This window comes from Streptomyces albidus (ex Kaewkla and Franco 2022) (genome assembly GCF_013870515.1).
GTDB classification, from domain to species: Bacteria; Actinomycetota; Actinomycetes; order Streptomycetales; family Streptomycetaceae; genus Streptomyces; species Streptomyces albidus.
Genome location: NZ_JACBXA010000026.1, coordinates 26215 through 42999, shown reverse-complemented (window position 1 = coordinate 42999; position 16785 = coordinate 26215). Strand labels below are relative to the sequence as shown.

Sequence of the window (16785 nt, the reverse complement as noted above, 5' to 3'; positions counted from 1 at the left end):
GACGGCGTTCATCAGCGATGAGAACGCCACGAGCGTCCAGGCGGTGCGGTGCATCAGCCGCAACTCGTCCGTCCAGCCGACCTTGGGGTCGGCGGCTCGGTAGAGCATGACCAGCAGCGTCATCTCCGCCGCGTCGAACACGGCGATGAACGCCACCGCCAGCCACGGCGACAGGTGCGCGGTATCGCGGGCGAAGCCCCACAGGCCATGCACGGAGACCGCGACACCGCCCAGGGCGACGACGGCCTGCGGGCCGATCCCCGCCAGCCAGGGTGTCTTGCCACGGCGGCGGGCGATCAGCGTGATCCCCACAGCCAGCACCAGGAAGGTGACCGCTGTGGCAACGAGAAGGGGCAGCCACGCGGGCTGCCCATGGAGGAACTTGGTCACCAGGGAGTTCACGGTGCACCTCCCGGCTTCTGGGTCCGGATGCAGACGTGGCTGATGGCCCAGGCAGCGTCCGCGAGTGGCTTCTCAGGGGAAACCGCGCCCCAAGCGCCGGCAGGGGCACCGAGGCGGACGGCTTCGGCCTTGGCAGCCTCCTGGCTGGTGTGGCCGCTGCGCGGCTCACCGAAGCGGGTGAGGACGTACACGCACCTCGGTCCGGCTTCGCCCTGGCGGACTTCCTCCACCAGTTCCTCAACCTCGGCCCGGAGCTTGGTGTTGGCGGTCTCGGCAAGCTCGCGTGCGAAGTCAGCGCCGGAGCACTGCTTCTCCAGCTGCGCGCGTTCACCGGCCAGCCGGAGCTGGGTGGCGATCTCCCGGTCCAGGGCCTGCTGAGCCTGGTCTTCGGCGGTGCTGGCCTGCTGTCGCAGGCGGTTGCGTTCGCTCTCCATCTCCGCCAGGCGGCGGGAGGTGATGATGCGGATCATGCGGCATTCCCCCTCATGGCGGGATCGGTCAGGAAGTCAGGTAAGGGCGCAGTGGCAGGGGCGGTCACCGGCACGTGCAGCACCTCCGCCGGGAGCGTGTCCGGCGCCGGGGCGACGGGTGCACGGACCAGGCCAGCCACGCCAGAGCGCCGGCCACCAACGCGGCACCGAAGTGCTCGTGGGCGAAAGCGACCACGGCGACGAGGGTGAACCCCCAACGGAACAGCGGGCCTGACAGCCCCGTCAGGGGCCCGTGAGGGCGGCAACGGCGCACGGTGCGGGCCATCAGGACACCTCCCCCTGGTCAGGGCCTTCGTAGAGGAACCCGAACAGTGCCTGCTGTAGCTCCAAGAGGTCTCGGCCGGCGATGACCTTGGGGTAGCCGTGTTGCTCGAGCACGGCGGCCACGTCGAGAGCCAGGCCCACCGTGAACCGTGGGTCCTCCTTCGGCCGGGGCCGGATCGGGAACGTACGCTCACTCATCGCGCCACCCCCGGCACGTTCGCGGCGAGCCTGCACAGCCGGGCCCGGTTGGCCACCTTCAGGCGGGCGGCCAGCACTTCGCGGTGAACGCGGCGCACACGGCGCTCGGACCACGCCGTAGAGGGCTGGTCCAGCAGGCTGATCTCGACATCGAGCAACTCGACTTCCGCCTGCACGATCGGCAGTTCGGCTTCGACTGCTTCGAGTTCGGCGTCGGTGGGGCCGTCTTCGATGTCGCGTACGAGGGTCAGGGTGGACATGGGTGTGTCTCCAAGCTGTGAGAAGGGCGGGTTGAAGCCGGGGGTGGTGGGCGGTCGTTGGCGGGATGACCACCACCCACAGGCAGGAATCGAGGGGCTGATCAGGCGGCGGTGACCGCCCGCCAGGGGCGGGAGTCGAGCATCTGGGCGCGGCGGTAGACCTCTGTGACGTCGCCTGCGTGGCCGGGTGAGGGATACACGCGGCAGCAGGCCAGGGAGGCGTAGAGCACCGCGGCGTGATGGACGCAGCCGGTGGTCTCGTTGCCGTTCTGGTCGACGATCCGCACCACCGCACGCGGCCCCTCACAGGGGCTGCGCTCCTCGCTGTGCGCGGCGGCGCAGCGAGGAGCAAGCGTCAGGAGTGCGGCGGCAGAAGGCGTGTTCATGGGCTGGTCTCCAGTTCGTGAGAAGGGCTGAGAGAAGGGGTGCCGCTGCCAGCAGGCGCATGTGTTGGCGGGATGACCGCCGACAGCGGTGTGTGGGTGGAGCTTCAAACTTGGGGCTGTTCGGCTCCCCTCACCGCCCGTACAGGGACGGGCGGATCGGGCAACGGTCAGCCGCGCTTGGCGCGGGCGTCCTGCTGGCTCTGCTTGTTGCGTTCGTCGTTGCGGCGGTCCAGTTCAGCGCGGCGTTCCTGGTCGTTGGCCATCACGCCACCGCCAGCCGGGTCGGGTGACCGGGGACGCGCTCGGGCAGTTGCGGTTGCCCGTCGGCCCGCTTGTCACCGCGGTCGTGCCGCGAGTCGTCGCTGCCGCCGGCGGCGCTGACGGCAGCTAAGGGGCGTGCCATGCTTTCGATCACAGGTCCTCCTACACAGGTCCTGTATGGCGCCGCCCGGAGGTGCAACTCCGGGCGGCGCGCTTGTGGTTGCGGACTCATCAAGCGGACAGGGCACCCGGCACGGCTAAGTGGCCGTAGCGGGTGCCCTGTTCGCATGACGAGTGGCAGTCGTGGAGTCACCACGTCCCGACTGCCGTCGAGTTGGCGCTTACCGGTCTGTGAGCGTCCCGCACCCCCTTGAGCAGGGGGTGTTGCCGTACGCCGCATCCGTGAGGATGCGCTGTGGCTCGCGTGCCGCCGCAAAGCGCGGGGGCAGGTGTGCCGCTCGACTCACGCGCCCACCAACAAGTCCGCTCTCGCTTCCCCGCCGATGAACACCGTTCACGTCCCGACCGGTTCCGGCCCGATCGGAGGCCCTTCTGATGCGTCCGCCGCGCCCCGTGAGGGACGCGATCGCCGGTCACCTCCCCGCTCACCCCCCGCCTGTACGGAAGGCCATGTCGGGGGTTGTCACCCGGTGGACACGCATCTCCAGTTGTCAAAGAACAGCGGTGAGACCACTCACCGGGACCCCTGTGGGACTCGGTGAGACACTTTGAGATTGACTTAAGTCAATCTCAAAGTCAAGTGTTGTCTCGTCCCCTGGCGAAGCGCCAGGTGGGAGCTAGGCTCTAGGGATGGACCGCAGTGACTTCCCGCCGCAGCCGACGGCGAAGCAGATCGCTTCGACGATCCGTGACCTCATCCAGAAGAAGCGGACCTACGCGCCGGGGCAGCGCCTGCCGGCCGCGAGGGAACTCGCGAAGGAAGTCGGCGTTCAGCTCAACACTGTGCAGAGTGCGTATGGACAGCTCCGCGATGAGGGCCTGCTCCTCGTCAGGCAGGGCAGCGGCACATTCGTGCGCGATCCGTCGATGCCGCTCGGCACCGAAGAGGGCAGCAGTCCGGCATTCACGGCGCTTGCTCGGGAACTCAGTGGGATCCATGACGCCCTCCATGGACTTGGTGAGCGCCTCGAAAGGCTCGAACGACTCGCGAACGAGGATCGGTCGCCTCGAAACGGCCACTGAGAGCGTCGGCGCGACGGGTCAGTGCCGCAACACACTCGTATGCCTCGCGGAGTTCACGCCGCAGCGCTTCGAACTCCGTCTGGCTGAGGCCATAGTTCACCTGGCGGGCCTCATGGTGTGCGTCGAGCAGCTTGAGGGCTTCGTGGGCCCCACCGAGGGGAGGCCCTGCGCCTACCGTCTCTTGCGGTGTGTCCGTCGTCATGCCTTAAGCGTGTCCCGACGGGTGCGCTGTCGGTACGTACTCCCGCCGCCCCTGCACCGAACTTAAGCGAACTTTGGCTGCTTGACGGGGTGTTGGCGGACTGTTCCGGGCTGCGAGACTGGCCACATGGCCGAACTGAACGGGAATCCCGTCACCCTGGAGGACCTCCAGGCCCTTGCCCTGACGAACTACGGGCACTTCACGTCCATGCGGATGGAGAACGGCACCATTCGGGGGTTGTCGCTTCATCTAGACCGCTTGGTGCGGGACTGCCACATCGTCTTCGGGGTCGACTTGGACCGCGAGCAGACGCTCAACTACATCCGCAAGGCCGCTGACGGAGTCACCGGGGTTGCTGGCCTCCGTGTCACCGTCTTTGATCCGGCGCTCGACATGGGGCGCCCCAGTGACGGCAAGGACCCGCACATCCTGGTGAACCTGCGCCCTGCGGGCGCCATGCCACCTCCGCCGCTAACCGCCAAAACCTTCACCTTCACCCGCGACAACGCGGAGGTGAAGCACATCGGTCTTCACCCGCAGCTCCGACTCCGCCGCGACGCTCAACTCGCTGGATTCGACGATGCTGTCTTCGTCGAGCCGGATGGAAGGGTCTCCGAGGGCGGCACCTGGAACCTGGGCTTTGTCGCCCAGGACGGGACAGTTATCTGGCCCGACGCCCCTGTGCTTCCCGGTACGACGATGCTCCTGCTGCAAGGCCTCAACGCGCCCAACCAGGTCACCAAGCCGGTGCGGCTTCCAGACCTCCCGGGCATGGCCGCGGCCTTCGCTACGAACACGACGATTGGCGTGCGCGCTGTGAGCGCGCTTGACGGCGTGCACTTCCCGACGGATCACCCCGTACTCGCCGCACTGCGAGACGCCTACGACGGCATTCCTGGCGACCGACTGTAGGCGCGTGCCACCACCCCAGGTCGGCGATTCACGACAGAGGTAACCCATGCCACTCGTTACGAAATGGACCGGACGTGAAGTTAAGGCGCTGCGTGAAGCCGTACGAATGAGCCTCATGGAGTTCGCCGAGAAGCTGGGGGTGTCCGATCGCATCGTCTCTCGCTGGGAGGGAGACGGCGAACAAGCATCGCTGCGCATGGTGAATCAGGCGGCCTTGGACACTCTGCTCGCCAAGGCCGACCAGGATGCACAAGGCCGCTTCGTGGGCATCCTGGCGGCGGATGACGTTCCCACGCACGCAGTCATCGAGCCCGACGACGACCAGACGAGCAGCGGCGAATACGTGAAGCATCCCGGTGACGGCAAGCTCATGGCACAGGTCCCGGAAGGGATATTCCTGTCCGGCGAGAACGACGATCCCGTGTGGGTCGACGAGTTCTACATCGACACCTTCCCGACGAGCAATGCCGACTATGCGCGGTTCTGCGCGGCCACGCAGCACTCTGTGCCTGAGCACTGGGAGAACGGCAGGTGTCCTCGTGATCTGTACGACCACCCTGTTGTGCACGTGACCTGGCGAGACGCAGACGCTTACGCCACGTGGGCTGGAAAGTCGCTACCGACAGCCGAACAGTGGGAGAAGGCGGCGCGCGGTACCGCCGGCCGGACCTTCCCGTGGGGAGACCAGAAGACTGCCGCGAAGTGCAATGTCCGAGAGACCGGCGTAGAGCGCACGACCTCCGTATCTCGATACCACAGCGGCGTCTCGCCCTACGGCGTTTACGACATGGTGGGAAACGTGTGGGAATGGCTCGCAACGGCAACTACGCCAGGCCGCTACGAACTTCGGGGCAGCGCCTTCACGAGCCCCCTCTTCCGTGGCGCGCCAGCCGCTTCCAACGACGCGAGCGACATGATGCATGACGACGACACCGGGTTCCGTTGTGTGGCGACGCCTGAGCAGATGACTCCCGGCAAGAGGTGAAGGCGACGTCGGCCGCGCCGTCAGCGTGAGCCGGACCCCTCGTCGTCGCCGGCACGTGACAGGCTCCCGTGTCGCGGCTGTGCGGCGAGTGATTGAGCCAAGAGGAATGCGCTTTGCGTCAATCCGACCCACCAAGAGCCGCCAACCCGGCGCCCCACGATTTACATGAGGGCTGAGGGGACATCATAAACGGTGATTGACCAAAGAATTTCTGCTCAGTCCAGGGGGGAATTCCGCTCATGGCCAAGTCCGATCATGACTTAGGCAACGTCGATCTAAATGCCCGCATCGAGTCGTTAATAGAACACCGGCGGGTTGTCGCCAGCCTCCAGCGGCAAATCAAGCGGACCCGAATGGTAAGCATCGCTCAGGGTGCTCGGTGGGTTGCGGCGCCGTTGCTGTCGCTCTCTCTGATCGGTATAACCGCTCTCACCTGGCGTGAGTACAACATGGCGCCCATCAACATCTTCTGCCTATTTATCCTTGCGACCCTCGTAATCGGGGGGAGTATCTTCGTAGAATTTTTCGATACTGGGCAGCCGAAGTATGAGGACAAGAGTAAAGTCGGAGGGGTGGCGCAACAAAAACACACTGTTGCGGAGCTAAAACTCAGCCTCGAACTCGCTGAGGAAAGGCGAATGTTGGTCGCCGCTGAGATCGCTCGCCCCACCTTCGCCCGTCAGTATTCCTACCGGGACTCCATCCCGAGGGAAATCGACCGGCTGCGCACTGAGAGCGCCACCTACCGCGGCTGGCACAACTGGCTCCAGTGGACGTTGATTCTCTGCTCGGCAGCCGTCCCCGCCGTGACCGCTCTTTATGACCCCCCGCAGCCGGGCAAGGGCATCCTTATCGGCCTGGGCGCGGCAGTCTCAATTATCACCTCGGTGATGGGCTACTACAAGTTCAAGGAACGCGGCTTCAACCTACAGCAGACCGCCGACGCGATCGAGCAGCAGGTCACCGCCCTGGAATTGGGCATCTACCCCTACAAAGACCCGGACGAGAAGAAGAACCTGACGCTATTCGCTGAGAACGTCGAGGCGCTGCGGATCGAGCAGCGTAAGCGGGAGCAGCAGCTCGATCAGCCTCATCAGGGTCAGCAGGAGGTCGTGTGATGGCCGCTGCTGGTTTCGGCTTCTACCGGTGGCTCCTGGCGCCCCGCACCACCTGGCGCGCCCGTCGGCTGCGCGTTGCTTACCCCTGGCTCAGCGGTGATCAGGCGTGGAGTATCGCCCGCCTGTACCGGTACCCGGAAGAGTTCCTGTACGCACAGAACCACCTGCGCCGACAAGAGCCAGGCTCGCATGACTGACGTCTCCACTTCCCCTGTCGTTGGGGTTGCCCCTCACCTAACCCCCATGGGTCTCCTTCGAGACCCATGGGCCATGCGTGGGCCAGGAGACACCTCTTGGTGGTAGAAACAACCCCTAACCAGGGCTTATGTAGTGAGCGCTTGACGCTCTTGAAAACCGTCGTGAGGTAACCCCTCACCGTGGGTTCAAATCCCACCGCCTCCGCGCTGAGCAGGCAACTCGGCCCCCGACCAGGGAAGTTGGTCGGGGGCCGTTGTCGTGGGTGCTGCCTGGTGGCGACCGTGGTTCCCAGTGGCTTACCCGTGGATGGGGCACGCGAGGGGCACGGAGGAGGAGCCTCTAAGAAGCTCGCATGACATCGAACATTCGGGACCCGCCGAAGATCGAAATCCCGAAGCGGCACTTCACGGTGAGAGGCGCCGTCCCGAGGAAGGTAAGTCGCGGCCCGGCCGTGTTCGGGCCGGGGCCTTCTTCGTTCCTCACCTGATGAAGACCTCGATGGTCTTTCCGCCGTGCGGTTCACGACGCACTGTGACCTCATGAGCAAGGTGGTGCACCAATGGCCAGCCGAAACCGCCGCCCCGCTCAAGATCCGTCTCCGGGCCGATGGACCGTGAACGGGGAAGGAGCGGACTCGGGTCGGTCACCTGAACGTGCACGCTTCCCGCGGACCCGCTCACGCGGAAGCAGCTGAGTCCGCCCGCATGCCGGTACGCGTTGGTCACCAACTCGGATACCACGAGAAGCACGTTGTCGACGGTCTCTGGAGTGGCTGGGGGGCGCAGAGCGGAGAGGTAATCGCGAGCGATGTCGCGCGCCTGACAGCTACTTCGGGGATGCGTGCTGGATACGGGACGTTGGTGAAGTTCCGCGCTGAGCTGATCGGTCATCACGCTCATCCCAGTCTGGTCGGTGGACTGTTGGTGCGCATGCTCTTGCCCTCGCTGAGACCGGACTAACGCACGGACGCTGCAACTCTCGATTCGGCACTCGACTGGACGCTCGCCAGTCACCGGAGAACCAGGACGGGGCGTTGCACCGCCACTACGAGCGCCTGCATTGTCGCAAGTCATGTGGTCATCGGTGCACAACTGGCACTGGGCTGTGCGTTTTTGGCCGGGTAGCGGGAAAGCGGGAGTGCTCGGGAGGTGCTTCCGCATGTCGGCTGACTCGATGCCCCTAAGGTGCACGTTCTGCAACGGTTCCGGTGACGGTCAGACCGTCGTGACCGGCCGCGGCGGCTTCGTCGAGGCGTGTCATGGGTGCAAGGGGGCAGGACGAATGAACAGCATTGACAACAGTGCCTCCGACTCTCTCAACGCTGAGCCAGCCGACGAGAACGACGGCCTCACCTGAGAAGTCGGGCTGCACATCGGGGGTGCGGGATGCCTCCGACTCTTCGCCAGCCTCAGTGGAACGTGATGAGCGACGAGCGGACAACAACTCAAGACAGGAGCGGCGTTGAAAGGCTGAGTCGAATGAGTGCTCCGAAGAGGGGCAAAAGGCTGTCGTGTCCGTCGTGGGACACCGGGGCGGCCGGAAGACTTGTCGATCATCCGGCCGTCCCGGAAACGACGCCGCCGGAATGCCGTGAGGCTCCTGCGTCTCACGCAGAATTCCCGGCTCAGGGAATGCCACGGCGGCGGTAACTGCGTTCCTGGTCGCGCAGGCACCAATGGCCGGGGCGTCTCCTCTCCTGCGGTGGCAAGGCTGAAGTGCCCACCGCTCCCGGTCAGGAACATCCGTGATCCCTCTGCAGATCGGGTGCTCATCAAGAGCCGTGGTGATTCGTCGGCGACATTCGCGAGCGTCGCTGTGAGGTCGTGGTGCCAGGCTTCACAGCATCGCCCCGTCGTGAAGGCTTGGTTATCGCGACGCTTGAGGGAGCGCATGGTCGGTAACGTGCCCTGGTGTTGCTTGTCCGCCCGGGCGTGCAGGCGGCTAGGCCACCCCGGTCCGGAATATGTGCCGGGGTGGCCGTGAGTCTCCAGGAGTAGTTCCAGCACTGCTATGGCACATGCAGCCGGAGAGGCGACCCAAGCGGCAGGGCGAGGCATCCGAATCGCAGAAGGGTGATCACCCGGCCAGTGCCCTCACACGAGTAACAGGGTTCGATGTAGGTGCGCTTGCCGGTCATGACGGTCTGACCGTCGCCGCTGCCGAGGCAGGCGGGACAACGGATCGGAATGGAGCCGTAGTTCACGAGCGAACACCTCCTGGCCCCGCCCCCGCGCGGTGGGTGTACCAACGACCGCAAGTGCCACCGGTTACGGGATGCACCCGGGCCGCGGCCTTGTCGTGACCCATCCCGGTCACCACCTCGGCGCCCGGAAAGATCAGCGTCCGGCAGACGGCGTAGCGGCATTGGGCTGGAGCGGCCCTGGGGACGAGAGATCGGGGGCTCGCAACCCTCCCGCGACCCGGGCGGTCTCCTGACGTGCCCGCGCCGGGTTCCCTGTCGCGACGGCGAGTCGCCCGCGCTGCCGCCCACTTCACGGTAAGGAGTCGCCCATGACCGAACCCCGGGCCTTTCCTCTGGAGCCCGCCCCGATCCACGTCCCCGACGAAGTCCTCGACGACCTGCGCGCCCGGCTCTCACTGACGCGGGCACCGGTGGACGAGGCCAACGAGGACTGGTCCTACGGCGTCCCCCGCGCGTATCTCGACGAGTTGGTCGCCTACTGGCGTGACCGGTTCGACTGGCGTCAGGCCGAGGCCGCGATCAACGCGTACGAGCACTACTCGGTGAACGTGGCCGGAGTCCCGCTGCACTTCATGCGCAAGCCCGGCGTCGGCCCGGCACCCGTCCCGCTCATCCTCACCCACGGCTGGCCTTGGACCTTCTGGCACTGGTCCAAGGTCGTGGACCCGCTCGCCGACCCCGCCGCCTTCGGTGGCGACCCGGCCGACGCCTTCGACGTCCTCGTGCCGTCGCTGCCCGGGTTCGGCTTTCCCGGCCCGCTCACCGGCTTTCCCGACGTCAACTTCTGGAAGGTCTCCGACGTCTGGCACACCCTGATGACCGAGACCCTCGGGTACGAGAAGTACGCGGCCGGCGGCTGCGACATCGGCGGGATCGTCTCCAGCCAGCTCGGCCACAAGTACCCGGACGAGCTCTACGGCATCCACATCGGCTCCGGGCTCCCACTCGACTTCTTCAACGGGCCCCGCGCCTGGGACTTCGCCCGGAACCGCCCCCTCACCGACGACCAGCCCCCGGAGGTCCGCGCCCGCATCATCGAGTTCGACCACCGCTCGGCCGTCCACCTCGCCACTCACATGCTGGACGGCGCCACCCTCGCCCACGGCCTCAGCGACTCACCCGCCGGGCTCCTCGCCTGGCTCCTGGAACGCTGGAACTCCTGGAGCGACAACGGCGGAGACGTCGAGTCCGTCTTCACCAAGGACGACCTGCTCACCCACGCCACGATCTACTGGGCGAACAACTCCATCGCCACCTCGATGCGTTACTACGCCAACGCCAACCGCTACCCCTGGACGCCGGTTCACGACCGCACTCCCGTCGTACAGGCGCCCGTCGGGCTCACCTTCGTCGGCCATGAGAACCCGCCGGGCGTCCACACCTCCGCAGAGCGAGTCCAGGCGTTCCTGAACGGGCCCCAGGCCGGCTGGTTCAACCACGTCAACGTCAACGCCCATGACCACGGCGGCCACTTCATCCCCTGGGAGAACCCCGACGCCTGGGTCACCGACCTGCGCGCCACCTTCCGCGGCCGTCGCCCCTGACCCCGGCCGCAGATCCCACCGCCCTCGCTCCCCAAGCAGGCAACTCGGGGCCCGACCGGAGAAGTTGGTCGGGGCCGAGTCGCGTGGCGGTGGTCGCCGGCGGACGGACTGGTCAGAGGTCCGGGACGGCCAGGTGGTCCGCGCTGCCGCCGTGCCATTCGAGGAGGAAGAGGGTGGCGTCGTCACTGGTGACTCCCTCCCTCTCCCGCATCAGGGACTGTGAGAGCTCCCGTGCCATCTGGCTGACGCCGTAGGTGGAGGGCCCGGTGCGCTCGATGGCGTTGATCATGCGGGTCTCGCCGAACTGCTCCCCGCCCAGCCTGTGTTCCTCCGTGAGCCCGTCCGTGTAGAACATCACCCGGTCGTCCATGGCCAGTTGGGTGCTCGAAACCTGCGGTACGGCACCGCCGAAGCCGACCGGCAGCGTCGTCGGGCTCTCCAGCCTCTGGATGACTCGGTGACCCCGGATGAGCAGGGGTGCGGGATGGCCCGCGTTGACCCATTGCAGGTGCCCGGTCTCGACGTTCAGGCGAAGCATCTGCGCGGTGACGAACTGGTCCGGCCCGAACTGCGCGTCGATGGCCCGGTCCATGAACGAGTAGAGCTCGGCGAGCCCGATGTCCGCACGTCTGGCGTGCCGGTAGGCGCCGATGGCGACGGTCGCCAGCACGGCGGCGTTCAGCTCATGGCCCATGGCGTCGATGATCGCCAGATGCAGGATGTTGTCGTTGAGGGCGTAGTCCAGGCTGTCGCCCGCGATCTCGTGGGCGGGCTCCAAAACGCCGGCCAGGGAGACTTGCGGCGTGATCATCGACAACGGGGGCAGCAGCGACCACTGGATCTCGGCGGCCACCGTCATGGGCTGGCCGCGGCGCCGGACCTTGAAGAACTCGTCCGTGTAGCTGCTCTTGGTGACCACCATGTCCGCGATGAGGCCGGAGAGTCTCCTCAGGAGGCGCCGGTCGTCCTCGTCGACGCTGTCGAGAAGGAGGGTCATGACGCCCACTTCGTCACTGCCGTCCAGCAAGGGCAGGTACATCTGCACGCCGTCCGCGTGCAGGTCCTCGATCACTCGCTTGTGGAGGAACGCCTCACCCTCGCGTGAACCGTCGATGGGCACCGCCTCGCCGGGGGCGAGTCCGCGGCCTGACAGCGGCGCCAGCATGACCTGCTCGTAGTCCTGCAAGAAGATGCGGACGTCCCGGCCACCGATCTTGGCGAGCTCTTCCGCAACCAGCGGGGCGATGAGCTGCGGCGGCATCTCATGAGCGCGGTCCAGCAGCTGTCCCAGCAGCCGCTCACCGAAACCCTCCGAGAGATCCACCGCGACTCGGCGGCCTCGCGGCCGTTCATTCTCCTCCACAGGTGTGGTCCCCTCCTGGCCGGACAACTGCCCGGGCATAACGAGAGGGTGGGTCGGAAGAAACTACGCCGATCGGATACTTCGCCGGATCCCGTACGGCCCACTCGCAAGCGTCCGTTCGAGACGGACGGCAGGCAGCAGCGCCGGAATGTGAGAACTGCCGCGGGCCGCGACTGTGACCCTCGCGACGCCCTGCCCCCTCCTGCGGCCGCGGACCTAGCGCTGCCGAAGGTGGTCGCGCAGGCCGCGTGCGACCTCGGCCATCAGGGCGTCTGCCCCGGGCTGGTTGCTCGCCGGGACGAGTGACTCGGTGAGTACGGCGATGGCGAAGGCCTGACCGTCGGCGTGCTCGACGACACCGATTTCGTGGCGGAGGTTGAGGAGCGTGCCGGTCTTGGAGGACCAAGTGGTGGCGTCGGAGCTGAAGTCCGGGGTGAGCCGGTGCCGGATCAGATTGTCGGCCATGAGGCCGCGCACGCGCTCGGCCACCTCGGGGTGGATCGCCGACGGCGTCCACAGGGTGTGGAGCAGTTCGACGAAGGCGCGTGCGCTGCCGCTGTTGGCGCGGGTGGTGTCGAGTTGCGGCACGCGATGCCCGCGGCCGCTGGTGCCGGCGTCGATGGCGAGGGCCTGGGCGAGATGGGCCTCGGCGGCGTCGAAGCGTTCCGCTGGGGTGTCGGACAGCTCGTGCATGCTGTGCCGGACGGAGATGCCGCGGATCCCGAACTCCTGGAGCATGCCTGCGATTTGGGCGGGCGGCGTGAGGCCGAAGAGCGCGTCGGCCGCCGTCCCGTCGCTCACGCAGGTGCTCAGGTAGAGCAGGTCGTCGATCGCGATCCGGGTGGGGTGCCGGAACCGGCTCAGTCCGGCGGGGCCGGGAGTGGTGATCCGCCCGGGTTGCACCTCCAGCATCGTCGATCCGTTGAGCTCGCCCCGCCGGATGCGCTCCGCCGTGGCCAGCGCGAGCGGGATCTTCACCAGGGAGGCGGAGGGCAGTTGGGTGTCCGGCTCGATCCCCAGCTCTTCGCCCGTGTGCAGATCCCGTACGAGCAGCAAGCCGTGCAGGCCGCCGTCCTGCAGCTTCCGGTGCATGTCGCGCAGCAGTGCCGCGGTGCTCACGCCGCCGCGCCTTCCGCGGTGCCGGCTCGGGCCGCTGTGCCGAGGCAGCGGGAGACAGCTTCGCCCAGGCGCGCTTCGATGTGCAGTGGATTGCCGTCCGCGGCGGCGGCGAGGGCGTACCCGCGGTGGAGGGTCACCTCACCGATCGGGCGCCAGTTCAGGGCGAGTTCCTCGGCCTGAGCGGGGGAACACAGCAACAGGTCGCGCGTGCTGAGGACTTCAGCCGCGGCGGTCGTGAGGCCGGCTGCGGCGACGAGCTGTGCGGGACGCAGGCCGACCGCGTCGCGCAGCCGCGTCAGCGGGTCACGGATGTGCGGCACGTCGTCCTCCGGCTGGATCCAGATACGCCTGGCCGGGCCGGGGGAGGCCCGGCCGATGCGGAGCGTCTCCACGTAGACCCGCTTCATGTCGGCGTCCCCGGCGACGGCGAGCCCGAGCGGCACGGTCCACGTCGCCTCGTCCGGCGGCACCGCGAGCACCGCGGCGCGCACCTGCTGCGCGTGAATGAGCTCCATGCGCTGCGCCGGGTCCGCGACGCGGAGTTCGAGGTTGATCCCCTGCCCGCGTGCCTCGGCGACGAGGCGGGCAAGACCTGCCGTGGAGCAGATCCCGGGAACGGCGAGCCGCCACGGCTTGCGCTTGACGGCTTCCGCCTCGTGCAGCAACACCTCGGCCGCGTCCACGAGTTGCCTGGCTGCCGGCAGCATGTCCCGGCCGAAGGGGGTGAGGACGGCCCGCCGCGACGTGCGCTCGAACAGCTGCTCGCCGAAGCGCTCCTCGAGGGCTGCTACGCGACGGCTGGCCACCGACTGGGACATCCGGGCGGCGTCCGCTCCGACGGTGAAACTGCCGTGCTCACTGACACTGACGAACGCGTGACACGCCCCCACGAGATCCACGGCTGAACCCTATGCCAGATCGGCATGAAGACACGCATGAGCGTATTGGACCGCATTGGGGCCCGAAGGTGAGGGTGATACCGGCACCAGTGACCATGCACCGGGACGGGGCCGTGCCACTCCGTCCCCAATGCGCCCTGCCTGCGGGGCACTTCCCGGAGGTCGGACCCATGCACACCCGCGCCCGGCACGCCCTCGTGGCTGCGCTCGCCACGCTCGCTCTCATTCCGCTGGCCGCCTGCGGCCAAGGCGACGCGTCGTCCTCCTCGTCCCCGTCGCAGAAGGCGACGAGGTCGAAAGCCGACGGGAAGCCTTTCGAGCGCGAATTCAAGGAACTTGAGCGGAAGTTCGACGCGCGGCTGGGTGTCTACGCCGTCGACACCGGCAGCGGCCGCGAGGTGGGCTACAACGACGGTGAACGGTTCGCCTTCGCCTCCACGTTCAAGGCGCTGGCCGCCGGTGCGGTGCTGCGGAAGTACTCCCTCAGCGGCATGGACCGGGTGATCAAGTACTCCAGGGACGATCTGATCGCCAACTCTCCCGTGACGGAGAAGCACGTCGGGACCGGGATGACGCTGAAGGCCCTGTGTGACGCGGCCGTCCGTTACAGCGACAACGCCGCCGCCAACCTGCTCTTCGACGCGCTCGGCGGCCCCAAGGGCCTCGACGCCACGCTCGAGGGCCTGGGCGACCACGTCACGCGGATGGAGCGCCGCGAGACGGAGCTGAGCCGGTGGAGCCCGGGATCCACGCGTGACACGACCACACCGCGTGCGCTGGCGAAGGACCTGCGCGCGTACGTGCTCGGAGACGTCCTCGACAAGGCCGAGCGTGCGCAGCTCACGAAGTGGCTTCGGACCAACACCACCGGGGACGAGCTCATCCGGGCGGGGATGCCCGGGAAGTGGGTGGTCGGCGACAAGACGGGAACAGCCGGCACCTACGGCGGCCGCAATGACATCGCTGTGGTGTGGCCGCCTGACGGCGCCCCCATCGTCATGGCGGTCATGTCGAACCGCAGCGAGGAAGACGCCGACCACGACGACAAGTTGATTGCGGAGGCGGCATCCGTGGTCGCTTCCACGCTGTCGTAGCAGGGGGGTGGGCGCGGGTGGGCGCGCAGGCCGTCGACGCCCTTACAAACAGCTGATGCGCGGGCGATCTCTCCCGCCCCGCAACGGAGTTCGGCCACCGCGGCGGCCTGTGCGAGCATGCCGATCGTGACGGAGGAGGACGGAACGCACGAGGGCTGGCCGGACGTCGTGGGCGACACCGCGCTGACGATCAAGGTCCCCGAGGCCGATCCGCTGGTGCGTGCCGGGTTTCCCGCACACATCACCGTCCTGTACCCCTTCCTGCATGTGAGCCGTGTGGACGGCGCCGTTCACCGTGAACTCACCGAACTCTTCGGCTCCCACGACGCGTTCGAGGTGACGTTCAAGGAGTTCGGGCGCTTCCCGGGCGTGCTCTACCTCGACCCCTGGCCCAAGGATCCGCTCAGGGCGCTGACCAAGGAACTCACCGAACGCTGGCCGGAGGCGGAGCCCTACAGGGGAATCTTCGACGGCGAACTCGATCCGCACCTGACCCTCGCCGTCAGCGAAGGGCCGGACGGCTACGGCCCGTTGTACGACGCCCTGGAAGCCGAACTCGAACCGTTCCTGCCGATCACCGCCCAGGTCGCCGCGGTGCATTTGGTCGTCTGGGACGGCTCGGCCTGGCAGGACGACGTCGACTACGCGCTGGGCCGGCCGGCGAGGTAGCCACCACGGCCGCGAGTGCGGGGCGATCACCGCCGTGTGGGCCGACCGTCGTTGCCGGATGGACGGCAGGCGGACACGACCGGGCCTCGCGCCCGCCGTACGTCAGCCGAGCGGGCAGGTGTCGCGGGTCTCCACGATGCGCTTGTCGCGCGGAGGCGGGCAGATGTCGTCGTCGTACTTCTCGTCGCCGTCGAGGAACCGCTTGAACCAGGCGACCACCTGTCCGGCCACCAGCCGGTCCGGCGGGGTGGCGACGAAGTGGTCGCCCTTCAGCTCCATGTACCGCTTCTCCTCGGCGCCGCTCAGCCCCTTGTAGAAGACCTCGGCGTGGGCGGACGGCGCGGCGATCTCGTCGGTGCTGCCGCCGATGACGAGCGTGGGCGCCGACACCCGGGGCCAGTCGCCGGTACGGGAGTACGGGGTCAGCGGCACGGCGGCCTTGATCTCCGGGTTGCGCGACGCCGCGTACAGGACTCCCCCGCCGCCCATCGAGTGGCCCAGCACGCCGAGGCGCTGTGGGTCCGCGCGGAGTGCGGCCGGGCCGTGCTCCACCACGTGGTCGAGGGCGTGCAGCAGCTGGCGCCCACGCTGAGCGGGCGTGTCCTCCAGTGTCCTGGTGTCGAACGTGATCAGCACGAAGCCGTGGGAGGCGAGGAGCCCGCCGTACGGCTCGACCATCGACTCGTCCGCGCCGAGCCCGGGTGACGCCGCGATCACGCCGTGGTCGCGGCTGCCCCCGGCCGGGTAGCGGATCGTCCCGCCGCCCAAGCGGCCGCCCACGTCGTCGGCGGTGAAGCTCTTCGTCCGCACCTTGTACGGACCGCTGCCGGGTCCCTTGTACTCCTTCGGCCCGGTGCTGCGCTCGGCCCGTCCGCCGCCGCTGCTCTGCGGGGCGCCTCCTTCGCGGGGCTCTTCCGAGGAACAGGCCACCGCGGCGGCGAGAACGAGCGCGACGAGGAGGCATCGGCCCTGGCGGTGTCCGGTCACGGCAGCGTCCGATCACGTCGGAGTTCG

17 protein-coding genes and 1 pseudogene are annotated in these 16785 nt (G+C 67.6%); 7 read left to right on the top strand and 11 right to left on the bottom strand.

Annotation, left to right across the window (positions count from 1 at the left end; translation table 11 throughout):
- The 6 genes and pseudogenes from H5J26_RS07290 to H5J26_RS07265 all read right to left on the bottom strand — a co-directional run.
- A pseudogene (locus H5J26_RS07290) lies at positions 1–402 on the bottom strand (hypothetical protein); the annotation flags it as partial.
- On the bottom strand, positions 399–872 hold the full coding sequence (locus tag H5J26_RS07285; protein WP_181764890.1) for a hypothetical protein: 474 nt from the start codon (positions 870–872) through the stop codon (positions 399–401). The gene H5J26_RS07285 and the pseudogene H5J26_RS07290, both read right to left, overlap by 4 nt.
- Positions 873–1157: 285 nt before the next feature.
- Positions 1158–1355, bottom strand: a complete 198-nt coding sequence (locus H5J26_RS07280; protein ID WP_181764889.1) for a hypothetical protein — start codon at positions 1353–1355, stop codon at positions 1158–1160.
- Positions 1352–1615, bottom strand: a complete 264-nt coding sequence (locus tag H5J26_RS07275) for a DUF6284 family protein (protein ID WP_181764888.1) — start codon at positions 1613–1615, stop codon at positions 1352–1354. The genes H5J26_RS07280 and H5J26_RS07275 overlap by 4 nt, the downstream gene beginning before the upstream one ends.
- A 101-nt stretch (positions 1616–1716) precedes the next feature.
- Positions 1717–2001 carry a hypothetical protein gene (locus tag H5J26_RS07270; RefSeq protein ID WP_235980462.1) on the bottom strand — a complete coding sequence of 95 codons (285 nt, stop codon included), beginning with the start codon at positions 1999–2001 and terminating at the stop codon, positions 1717–1719.
- Positions 2002–2263: 262 nt separating this feature from the next.
- Positions 2264–2416, bottom strand: a complete 153-nt coding sequence (locus H5J26_RS07265; protein ID WP_181764887.1) for a hypothetical protein — start codon at positions 2414–2416, stop codon at positions 2264–2266.
- A 656-nt stretch (positions 2417–3072) separates the two neighbouring features.
- Between H5J26_RS07265 and H5J26_RS07260 the strand changes: the two genes are divergently transcribed.
- The 4 genes from H5J26_RS07260 to H5J26_RS07245 all read left to right on the top strand — a co-directional run bounded on the left by H5J26_RS07260 (position 3073) and on the right by H5J26_RS07245 (position 6682).
- A complete protein-coding gene (locus H5J26_RS07260) occupies positions 3073–3465 on the top strand; it encodes a GntR family transcriptional regulator (RefSeq protein ID WP_181764886.1) in 393 nt (130 codons plus the stop codon).
- 328 nt (positions 3466–3793) lie between these two features.
- Positions 3794–4579, top strand: coding sequence for an aminotransferase class IV family protein (locus tag H5J26_RS07255; protein ID WP_181764885.1), 786 nt, complete (start codon positions 3794–3796; stop codon positions 4577–4579).
- Positions 4580–4694: 115 nt separating this feature from the next.
- Positions 4695–5564 carry an SUMF1/EgtB/PvdO family nonheme iron enzyme gene (locus H5J26_RS07250; protein WP_235980461.1) on the top strand — a complete coding sequence of 290 codons (870 nt, stop codon included), beginning with the start codon at positions 4695–4697 and terminating at the stop codon, positions 5562–5564.
- A 239-nt stretch (positions 5565–5803) separates the two neighbouring features.
- Positions 5804–6682 (top strand): DUF4231 domain-containing protein, encoded by an 879-nt coding sequence (locus H5J26_RS07245; protein WP_181764884.1) that lies wholly within the window; start codon positions 5804–5806, stop codon positions 6680–6682.
- A 677-nt stretch (positions 6683–7359) separates the two neighbouring features.
- Here H5J26_RS07245 and H5J26_RS07240 read toward each other — a convergent pair.
- A complete protein-coding gene (locus H5J26_RS07240; protein WP_181764883.1) occupies positions 7360–7770 on the bottom strand; it encodes an ATP-binding protein in 411 nt (136 codons plus the stop codon).
- 1621 nt (positions 7771–9391) lie between these two features.
- Here H5J26_RS07240 and H5J26_RS07235 point away from each other — a divergent pair.
- On the top strand, positions 9392–10627 hold the full coding sequence (locus H5J26_RS07235) for an epoxide hydrolase family protein (protein WP_181764882.1): 1236 nt from the start codon (positions 9392–9394) through the stop codon (positions 10625–10627).
- 112 nt (positions 10628–10739) lie between these two features.
- Here the strand turns inward: H5J26_RS07235 and H5J26_RS07230 are convergent, their stop codons facing one another.
- The 3 genes from H5J26_RS07230 to H5J26_RS07220 all read right to left on the bottom strand — a co-directional run bounded on the left by H5J26_RS07230 (position 10740) and on the right by H5J26_RS07220 (position 14008).
- Complete coding sequence (locus tag H5J26_RS07230) at positions 10740–11990, bottom strand: PP2C family protein-serine/threonine phosphatase (protein WP_419183762.1); 1251 nt, start codon at positions 11988–11990, stop codon at positions 10740–10742.
- Between the two features lie 216 nt (positions 11991–12206).
- The gene (locus H5J26_RS07225; RefSeq protein ID WP_181764880.1) at positions 12207–13109 is read right to left on the bottom strand and encodes a serine hydrolase; all 903 of its coding nucleotides are present in this window, start codon (positions 13107–13109) and stop codon (positions 12207–12209) included.
- The gene (locus H5J26_RS07220; RefSeq protein ID WP_181764879.1) at positions 13106–14008 is read right to left on the bottom strand and encodes a LysR family transcriptional regulator; all 903 of its coding nucleotides are present in this window, start codon (positions 14006–14008) and stop codon (positions 13106–13108) included. The genes H5J26_RS07225 and H5J26_RS07220 overlap by 4 nt, the downstream gene beginning before the upstream one ends.
- Positions 14009–14178: 170 nt before the next feature.
- Here H5J26_RS07220 and bla point away from each other — a divergent pair, with 170 nt between their 5' ends.
- Together bla and H5J26_RS07210 are read left to right on the top strand one after the other, a co-directional pair.
- Positions 14179–15102 (top strand): class A beta-lactamase, encoded by a 924-nt coding sequence (gene bla, locus H5J26_RS07215; protein WP_181764878.1) that lies wholly within the window; start codon positions 14179–14181, stop codon positions 15100–15102.
- A gap of 117 nt (positions 15103–15219) precedes the next feature.
- Positions 15220–15771 (top strand): 2'-5' RNA ligase family protein, encoded by a 552-nt coding sequence (locus H5J26_RS07210; RefSeq protein ID WP_181764877.1) that lies wholly within the window; start codon positions 15220–15222, stop codon positions 15769–15771.
- Between the two features lie 102 nt (positions 15772–15873).
- Here H5J26_RS07210 and H5J26_RS07205 read toward each other — a convergent pair whose 3' ends face one another.
- Positions 15874–16758 carry an alpha/beta hydrolase family protein gene (locus H5J26_RS07205; RefSeq protein WP_181764876.1) on the bottom strand — a complete coding sequence of 295 codons (885 nt, stop codon included), beginning with the start codon at positions 16756–16758 and terminating at the stop codon, positions 15874–15876.
- Between the last annotated feature and the right edge of the window lie 27 nt (positions 16759–16785).